Source organism: Vibrio sp. 10N.261.51.F12, from assembly GCF_041471725.1.
In the GTDB taxonomy this organism is placed as follows: domain Bacteria; phylum Pseudomonadota; class Gammaproteobacteria; order Enterobacterales; family Vibrionaceae; genus Vibrio.
Window position 1 is genome coordinate 1 of sequence record NZ_JBFROV010000028.1, and the last position, 8,530, is coordinate 8,530.

General features: G+C 43.7%; 8 protein-coding genes. 4 read left to right on the forward strand and 4 right to left on the reverse strand.

The window, feature by feature from the left end:
- Positions 1–178 precede the first annotated feature (178 nt).
- From AB4405_RS16090 to AB4405_RS16100, 3 genes are all read right to left on the reverse strand, one after another.
- Positions 179–475, reverse strand: a complete 297-nt coding sequence (locus tag AB4405_RS16090) for a SelT/SelW/SelH family protein (RefSeq protein WP_372061819.1) — start codon at positions 473–475, stop codon at positions 179–181.
- 115 nt (positions 476–590) lie between these two features.
- Positions 591–1,109, reverse strand: a complete 519-nt coding sequence (locus AB4405_RS16095; protein ID WP_372061821.1) for a regulatory protein ToxS — start codon at positions 1,107–1,109, stop codon at positions 591–593.
- Between the two features lie 11 nt (positions 1,110–1,120).
- Positions 1,121–1,951, reverse strand: a complete 831-nt coding sequence (locus AB4405_RS16100) for a transcriptional regulator (protein WP_372061822.1) — start codon at positions 1,949–1,951, stop codon at positions 1,121–1,123.
- A 262-nt stretch (positions 1,952–2,213) separates the two neighbouring features.
- Here AB4405_RS16100 and htpG point away from each other — a divergent pair, with 262 nt between their 5' ends.
- From htpG to hemH, 3 genes are all read left to right on the forward strand, one after another.
- Positions 2,214–4,121, forward strand: coding sequence for a molecular chaperone HtpG (htpG, locus tag AB4405_RS16105; protein ID WP_372061823.1), 1,908 nt, complete (start codon positions 2,214–2,216; stop codon positions 4,119–4,121).
- Between the two features lie 267 nt (positions 4,122–4,388).
- Positions 4,389–5,033, forward strand: a complete 645-nt coding sequence (adk, locus tag AB4405_RS16110) for an adenylate kinase (protein WP_102470792.1) — start codon at positions 4,389–4,391, stop codon at positions 5,031–5,033.
- A gap of 116 nt (positions 5,034–5,149) precedes the next feature.
- The gene (hemH, locus tag AB4405_RS16115; protein WP_372061824.1) at positions 5,150–6,109 is read left to right on the forward strand and encodes a ferrochelatase; all 960 of its coding nucleotides are present in this window, start codon (positions 5,150–5,152) and stop codon (positions 6,107–6,109) included.
- Positions 6,110–6,199: 90 nt separating this feature from the next.
- On the opposite strand, the gene AB4405_RS16120 is transcribed toward hemH, so the two are convergent.
- On the reverse strand, positions 6,200–7,591 hold the full coding sequence (locus AB4405_RS16120; protein WP_372061826.1) for a peptide MFS transporter: 1,392 nt from the start codon (positions 7,589–7,591) through the stop codon (positions 6,200–6,202).
- A 320-nt stretch (positions 7,592–7,911) separates the two neighbouring features.
- Here AB4405_RS16120 and rfaH point away from each other — a divergent pair, with 320 nt between their 5' ends.
- Complete coding sequence (gene rfaH, locus AB4405_RS16125; RefSeq protein WP_372061828.1) at positions 7,912–8,406, forward strand: transcription/translation regulatory transformer protein RfaH; 495 nt, start codon at positions 7,912–7,914, stop codon at positions 8,404–8,406.
- Positions 8,407–8,530: the final 124 nt, after the last annotated feature.

Sequence of the window (8,530 nt, forward strand, 5' to 3'; positions counted from 1 at the left end):
CAATGAGTCTGCTAGGTTAATTAGGCTTTTAATAAATTGTATCAACGATTTACGAGATCGTTTGAATGGCAAAAACCAGAGCTTTGGCTCTGGTTTTTTTAGTTTAACAACATTAACGTAATGATGAGCAAGGCCTGCTTGCTTAGGTGTGATAGTGCCAACTATCACGCAAGTGCTTTTAATTATTGTGCTGCTGAGAGGGCGTATCAACATGACCTAGCTGCCGCTCAGGATCGATGACATCTCGTATTTTTTGCTTGAGGATCTTAGCCTCAGGAAAGCCGCCGTCCTTTTTCCGTTCCCAAACTTGAATGCCATTACACCATATCTCAAATCGACCTCCAGTGTCGGGGTGGAGCGATACGGTGCTGATATCTTCGCTGAACGTATGCAGTAACTCTTGGGTAAGCCACGTTGAGCGCAGCATCCAATTACACTGTCGGCAGTAGTAGATATCAATGTTTGCTTTATCCATGGCTAGGTACCTGTTTTTGATTTGTTAGTTGTTTCAGGGAGAACGGGGTAAATCCAAGACAACAAAAAGGAGGCCATGATCGCCCCCTTTTTGTGATTCTAATGCGACAGCTATGTTAGTTAGAAAACAATACCGACGACCCTTGATTTAGGCTAGTCAGCAGCAGTGTTTTACCATTAACAATGTCGATACGACGGCTTTGCTGTGCTTCCATCTTCAAAAACTGTTTAATCATGGCTAATTGCTCATGGGTGAACTCATCAGATTGCGCGGTCGCGGTGTCTTTGAATTCACGAGGAGAAATCAACAAGTAGTTATCACTGATTGCCCACGAACCTGTCTCAGAGATCTTGATAAGTGTATGCGACTCAGAGTCCTTACCAAACAGACGCATTGAAGACTCGCGAATGTAGGTGCCTTCCGGTAAGTATTTGACATTAGCAGACATCTCTAGTCGGCTTAATGGGCCAATATCCGTGTCTGGCGCATTATTTGCGGCGATAATGCCCACCATGTTGCTTTGCCATTCGTTTGAGGTGAGTACCTGCTCAAGCTTGAGATCGCTTCCCCAATAAAGCCAAGCGCTCAAGGCAGTGGAGAGTGCAAGTAGAATTGACGCGTATTTCATTTTCATCTTGTTATCCTCTACTCGCACACTTTGCTTAGATCAGACTGCTCAGTGAAGATTCTCATCGTCACGTTCTCGCTTGAGTGTTCCATCGTGTGGATGAAGTTCAGAGCGATTTGATCGCCTTGATCGCCAGTCACAATCACTTGTTCAGGCAGCTTTTCTGCCGTATGTGATTCAATGTACTTGACAACACATTGCTCAATCTTAGGCTGCCAACTCGAGACGTCAGGGTGACTTTCTGGAGTGACAATCCGAACATTATCGACGACTGCTAACTCTCTGAAGCTCGATTCTGCCGGGTTGGTGCCTATTAATACCAACACGGGTAATAGTAAAGCGAGCGCGAGCATACCCCATACAGTCGGTGGCGTTTTCGGCGCAGGCTCTTTGGCGATGGCGGATTGTGACGACGTAGATGTTGGCTGTGTTTCTGTCAACTCTGTCGGTAGTTCAGCAACCGGCGCTTCGTTGATATTATTGAGGTCTATTGAACTCAAAGGCGCAGAGCGCTCAACACTTGAAATCAGTTGATAGCCACGTTTTGGCACTGTTTTTACGAACAATGGCGATTTTGTTGGGTCTTTCAACATTTTTCTAAGTGTTGAAATTGCTTGTGTTAGGCTTGAATCATCGACTTCAAAGCCTTGATCTCTCCAAACGAATTCATGAAGTTCGTGGCGAGTAACCACCTCGTTAGGACGCTCTGCAAGAAGAAGCAAGATGCGACTTTCATTACTACCAAGACGTACTACTTCATCGTTGTTCGTTTGATCGACCAAGGAATTGCTATTTGGATCAAAGATATATCTTTGGCCGAGTATGAACTTAGTGCCTATGTTACTCATTGCATTCTTCTATATAATGTCGCGGGGCGATAGGTAATAATATTCTGGCGCTGAATATTGTGCAGTGCCAATTATAGTAATTTAGGATTTTTTTATAGTCAGGGGCGTAAGGATAATAAAAACAAAACAAAAAAACAGCAATTTTATGTTTTTTGACCTTGAATTTACAATCTTCAGCCTCATTTCTTTATCAGACCAATCTTAAGAGTATCGAGTGCAAATAAATGTCGATACTTGATACTAAAAGTGTGATGGAGATAACATGAGCGCAACAGAAACAAACAACAAAGAAACTCGTGGCTTTCAATCTGAAGTAAAACAGTTACTTCACTTAATGATTCACTCTTTGTATTCCAATAAAGAAATCTTTCTTCGAGAGCTTATCTCGAACGCATCCGATGCGGCAGACAAATTGCGCTTTCAGGCGTTATCTAATGGTGACTTATACCAAGGTGATGCAGATTTAGGCGTTAAGCTATCATTTAATGAAGAAAACAACACGCTGACGGTGTCTGATAATGGCGTTGGCATGTCACGTGATGATGTGATTGAACACTTAGGCACCATCGCAAAATCGGGAACGAAAGAGTTCTTCTCTAAACTGTCTGAAGAACAAGGGAAAGATTCTCAGCTTATCGGCCAATTTGGTGTGGGTTTTTATTCAGCGTTTATTGTTGCCGATGCGGTAACTGTTCGTACTCGTGCTGCTGGCGCTCCTGTGGAACAGGGTGTGCAATGGCATTCAGCTGGCGAGGGTGATTACTCAATTGAAGATATCACTAAAGAGACTCGCGGCACGGATATCATTCTTCACATGCGTGACGAAGGCAAAGAATTCTTGTCTGAGTGGCGTCTAAAAGAAATCATTAGCAAATACTCTGACCATATTGGTATCCCAGTTTCAATTCAGACCGCAGAACGCGACGAAGAAGGCAAAGAAACGGGCGAAATGAAGTGGGAGCAAATCAACAAGGCGCAAGCATTGTGGACCCGCAATAAATCAGATATTACGGATGAAGAATACCAAGAGTTTTATAAACACGTTTCTCATGATTTTGCTGATCCACTGCAGTGGAGCCATAACAAGGTAGAAGGTAAAAACGACTACACTAGCTTGTTGTATATCCCAGCTAAAGCACCGTTTGATATGATGAACCGTGACCACAAGAGCGGTTTGAAGCTCTATGTTCAACGTGTATTCATTATGGATGACGCGGAACAGTTTATGCCGTCATACCTGCGTTTTATGCGTGGATTGATTGATTCAAATGACCTGCCACTCAATGTTTCTCGTGAAATTCTACAAGATAACAAAGTCACGCAGTCATTAAGAAATGCTTGTACGAAGCGTGTCTTGACGATGCTTGAGCGTTTGGCGAAAAACGATGAAGAAAAATATCAGTCTTTCTGGAAAGAGTTTGGTTTGGTCTTGAAAGAAGGCCCAGCAGAAGACATGGCGAACAAAGAAAAAATCGCCGGTCTATTACGCTTCGCCTCAACAGAAGTGGACAGCGCTGAGCAAACGATCGGTCTTGCGTCATACATCGAACGTATGAAAGAAGGTCAAGATAAGATTTATTACCTAACAGCTGACAGCTACGCTGCCGCGAAGAACAGCCCACACTTGGAGCAATTTAAAGCGAAAGGCATCGAGGTTGTTCTGATGTTTGACCGCATCGATGAATGGTTGATGAACTACCTAACGGAGTTCGATGGAAAGCAATTCCAATCAATTACTAAGTCAGGTCTTGATCTAAGTAAGTTTGAAGACGAAGCAGAAAAAGAAAAACACAAAGAGACAGAAGAAGAGTTTAAATCTGTAGTCGAGCGTACGCAAGCCTACTTAGGTGACCGAGTTAAAGAGGTTCGCACAACCTTTAAACTCGCGACTACGCCTGCTGTTGTCGTGACGGATGACTTTGAAATGGGGACGCAAATGGCGAAGCTATTAGAAGCCGCAGGACAAGAAGTGCCAGAGGTGAAGTATATCTTTGAAATTAACCCTGAGCATGAGCTTGTTAAACGTATGGCGGATGAAGCCGACGAAGAAGCATTTGGTGGCTGGGTTGAAGTTTTACTCGGTCAAGCAATGTTGGCAGAGCGTGGTTCGATGACTGATCCATCTCAATTCTTAGGCGCGGTTAATCGACTTTTGTCTAACGTAAAATAGCCATTTACAAGGTAATCAATGAGCTCATTTCGGTGAGTTCATTGATTTTTGTGCCTTAACCTCCCATTTTTAGTTAACTTTATATTTTCAGTGGGCATTCTTTAGTCGTATTTAACGCCAAGCACGAATTTTCTATGCTAGAATGCGACGCTTGAATAATCATTCATTTTATCTTTATACCGAAACTTATCGTCGACCTGCTTTTCAAGGCTTAGCTTTGGTTGTGAGCTTCGGTATAAAATCTTTTTATCTTTAAGAGGAAATATCATGCGCATCATTCTTTTAGGTGCTCCAGGTGCTGGTAAAGGCACACAAGCTCAATTCATCATGGAAAAGTACGGTATTCCTCAAATTTCCACAGGTGACATGCTACGTGCTGCTATTAAAGCAGGTACTGAGCTTGGTAAAAAAGCAAAAGCCGTTATTGACGCAGGCCAACTTGTGTCAGATGACATTATCTTAGGTCTGATTAAAGAGCGTATTGCTCAAGACGATTGTGAGAAAGGTTTTTTGCTTGACGGGTTCCCACGTACAATCCCTCAAGCGGATGGTCTAAAAGAGATGGGTATTATCGTTGATTACGTCATCGAGTTTGATGTTGCAGATAGCGTTATTGTTGACCGTATGGCCGGCCGTCGTGCTCACCTTGCGTCTGGACGTACTTACCATGTGACTTACAATCCACCTAAAGTGGAAGGTAAAGATGATGTGACGGGTGAAGACCTAGTGGTTCGTGATGACGATAAAGAAGAGACAGTACGTGCTCGTCTTGGTGTTTATCACGATCAAACTGCACCGCTAATCGCATACTACGGTAAAGAAGCGGAAGCGGGCAATACTCAGTACCTTAAGTTTGACGGTACAAAACAAGTTGACGCAGTAAGCGCTGATATCGAAAAAGCACTATCTTAATTGCTCATTCGTGAATCTTGTTAAAAAACGACCCTTTAGGGTCGTTTTTTTTTGATCCAAGCTTGCGTTAACTGGGTATAATCTCTCTTGAATTTGGGTTAATTGAAAGGGAATCTATGAGCATGGCACCAAACACTGGAGTGTTATTGGTAAATTTGGGAACACCTGATGCACCAACACCAAAAGCTATACGCGCTTTTCTAGGTGAGTTCTTACATGATCATAGAGTCGTTGATATGACTCGTTGGCTCTGGTGTCCCATTTTACATGGGGTCATCTTGCCTATTCGTTCGCCAAAAGTCGCGAAGCTGTATCAATCGGTTTGGATGGAAGAGGGCTCTCCTTTAATGGTGTATTCAGTCAGGCAGGCGAAGGCGCTCCAAACGCGTTTAAACGTCCCTGTAGAGCTGGGTATGACTTATGGTAACCCATCGCTGAAGCACGGGCTTTCTTCGTTGTTAAAACAAGGGGTAGAGAAAGTGATTGTATTGCCTCTATACCCACAGTACTCCGGAACGACGAGTGCCGCGGTTTTTGATGGATTAGCTAAAGCGTGTAAGGCTTTTCCGACCATACCAAGTATGAATTTTATTCGAGATTATTATCAGCATCCGCTCTACATCAAGGCTCTCGCGCAAAAAGTAAAAGCGCACTGGGACAAGCACGGGCAAAACTATTTACTGTGCTCTTACCACGGCATCCCAAAACGGTACGCTGATAATGGCGATGTTTACCCTCTGCATTGTGAACAGACCACCAAGTTACTGGCCGACGAGCTTGGGTTAGATGATTCTCAGATCGGGATGAGCTATCAATCTATTTTTGGGCGGGAAGAGTGGTTGAAGCCTTACACGGCAAAAACCTTGGAAACACTGCCGAGCCAAGGCATCAAGCGCTTAAACGTCATTACGCCCGCGTTCTCGGTAGATTGTCTTGAGACGCTAGAGGAAATTGCGGTAGAGTGCCGTGATATATTTGTCGAGGCTGGTGGTGAGTCTTACCAATACATCGAATGTTTGAATGATTCGGAGATCCATATCGACATGATGGTTGACCTTGTCCAGTCGAGTCTATAACGATTATTCAAATAAGTTCGCGATGAGCGAAGACAATAAAAAAGCCACTCTAATTAGAGTGGCTTTTTAGTGATATGTGATCCGTACTCATTATGCAAGTTGAGCTTGTTGCTCTTCTACTTCTTGAGCGTTAGATGTTGTTGCGCTTTCTGCGCCATGCATCCATTTCACCAACGTGTTAGCACAAAGTAGTAAAATGACGCCGGAGATAACGGCGGTGATGGCAATACCACCGAAGATAGACATGGCACCTAGTTCGCCCACATGAGAGCCAATTAAGCCAGCGACATAGTTAGCAATGGCATTAAAACCAAACCACGCGCCCATCATTAACGAAGCAAGACGAAGTGGCGCAAGCTTTGTCACTAGAGACAAGCCGATCGGTGATATGCATAGTTCACCGAGTGTATGGAAGAAGAAAGCACCGACTAGCCATAGCATAGAGGTCTTAACACCGGTATCGCCACCTTGCTCCATAACCGCTCCAACCATGCATAAAAAGCCCAAAGCAAGGAAGAATAACGCCATCGCAAATTTCACTGGAGAATTAGGTTCACGTTTACCCAGTTTGACCCAGATCGCCGCAAGGACAGGGGCAAGGGTAATAACGAAGAACGGGTTCAACGATTGAAACCAAGCCGCAGGCACTTCGAAGCTGCCAATCATTCGGTCAGTATATTGCTGGGTGTAGATATTCATCAAGCCGCCAGCTTGTTCAAATCCAGCCCAAAATACGATAACAAAAAGACCCATGATAAGAATCACTTTTAGGCGGTCTAGCTCTTCACGAGTTAAAGGTGTTTTGGTTTTGTTTTTGTTGAGTGCACGAGCACGTGCTGCTGCGGGTACGGTACCGATATCGCCGAGCCAAGATTTAGACATCGTTAACTGCATAATGATACTGATAACCATACCAATACCTGCGATTAAGAAGCCTGCACGCCAGCCGTATGAACCCGTGACCGAACCGGAAGCAATACCTGCCAATAAAGAGCCTAGATTGATACCCATATAAAAGATGGTGAACGCGCCATCACGACGGTTGTCGCCGTCTTTGTATAGGTCACCAACCATGGTTGAGATGTTTGGCTTAAACATGCCGTTACCAGCAATCAATAGCGCAAGGCCAAGGTAAAAGGCTTGTTCTGCAGGAAGACCAATAGCACCCACAGGTAGTGCAAGCGTAAATTGACCTGCCGCCATTAAGACACCACCAATGATGATGGAACGACGTTGCCCTAGATAGTTGTCTGCGATCCAACCGCCAATCAGTGGTGTGATATAAACCAGTCCAGTATAGATGCCATATAAATCTAGAGCATCTTTAGTGGACCAACCCATGCCGCCGTTCATTGTTGCATCGGTTAAAAATAAGACCAAAATGGCACGCATCGCATAGTAGGAAAAGCGTTCCCATAGCTCGGTACCAAATAGTAAAAATAGACCACGAGGGTGACCTAGAATGTTGTGTTGTGCTGTCATAAGTTTTACTAATTTTAGTTATTAAAGAATATAATGTGCACCAATGTATACATAACAAAATTTAAAACTGCAATAGGCTTGATTTATAGCTTATGTGAATGGCCGTTCTAACTGGATGAATTGTAAGATTTTTTTACAAAAAGAGCACGGAATTATCGTGCTGGAAACTAATATTTCATTTTTAACATTGTGCAAGTAACAACTTCGTTAATAGGACGATGTCAGAACCTTCTGACGAGTTGGAGCTGAAATATGGCTTTGTGGTACGATGTAGGGCAGTGACTGCGGGTTAGATAAAAATAAAAGGCTAAGTGAACACAATGAAATGTTGGTATTTGCTGTATTGTAAGCGAGGCGATCAAGCGAGAGCGAAGCTGCACCTTGAGAACCAGGGCGTACAATGCTATTACCCAGAAGTGGAAGTAGAAAAAATACAACGAGGCAAAAGGCAAAAGGTCAAAGAGCCGCTTTTTCCATCGTACATGTTTATCTATTTTGATTTCGAAGCGGGGCCGTCTTTCACGACGATTCGATCGACACGCGGTGTTGTCGATTTTATTCGCTTTGGTGCACAGCCTACCGTAGTACAAGGTGATCTTGTGTTTGAACTGCAACAGGCTGTACATTTCTGTCTCGACGCACAACAGCAAGAACTTCCAGAAGCCGGAGATTGCGTTAAGATCATTGCCGGTCAGTTTGCAGGTATTGAAGCTATTTTCCACGAATCTGATGGAGAAGCGCGCTCGATAATGTTGGTCAACCTTATTAACAAGCCGGTTCCTGTAAGCATTGATAATAAAGATCTAGACTTATAATTACTGCCTTCCGGTACACCATTAGTTAAAGTGTTTTCATTGTGTAGATGCTAAACGTGGTATGCAGACTCTATTTATCGAGTGCGAATAGGCAAAATGATGGCACAAATAAAAAGGCGTAATC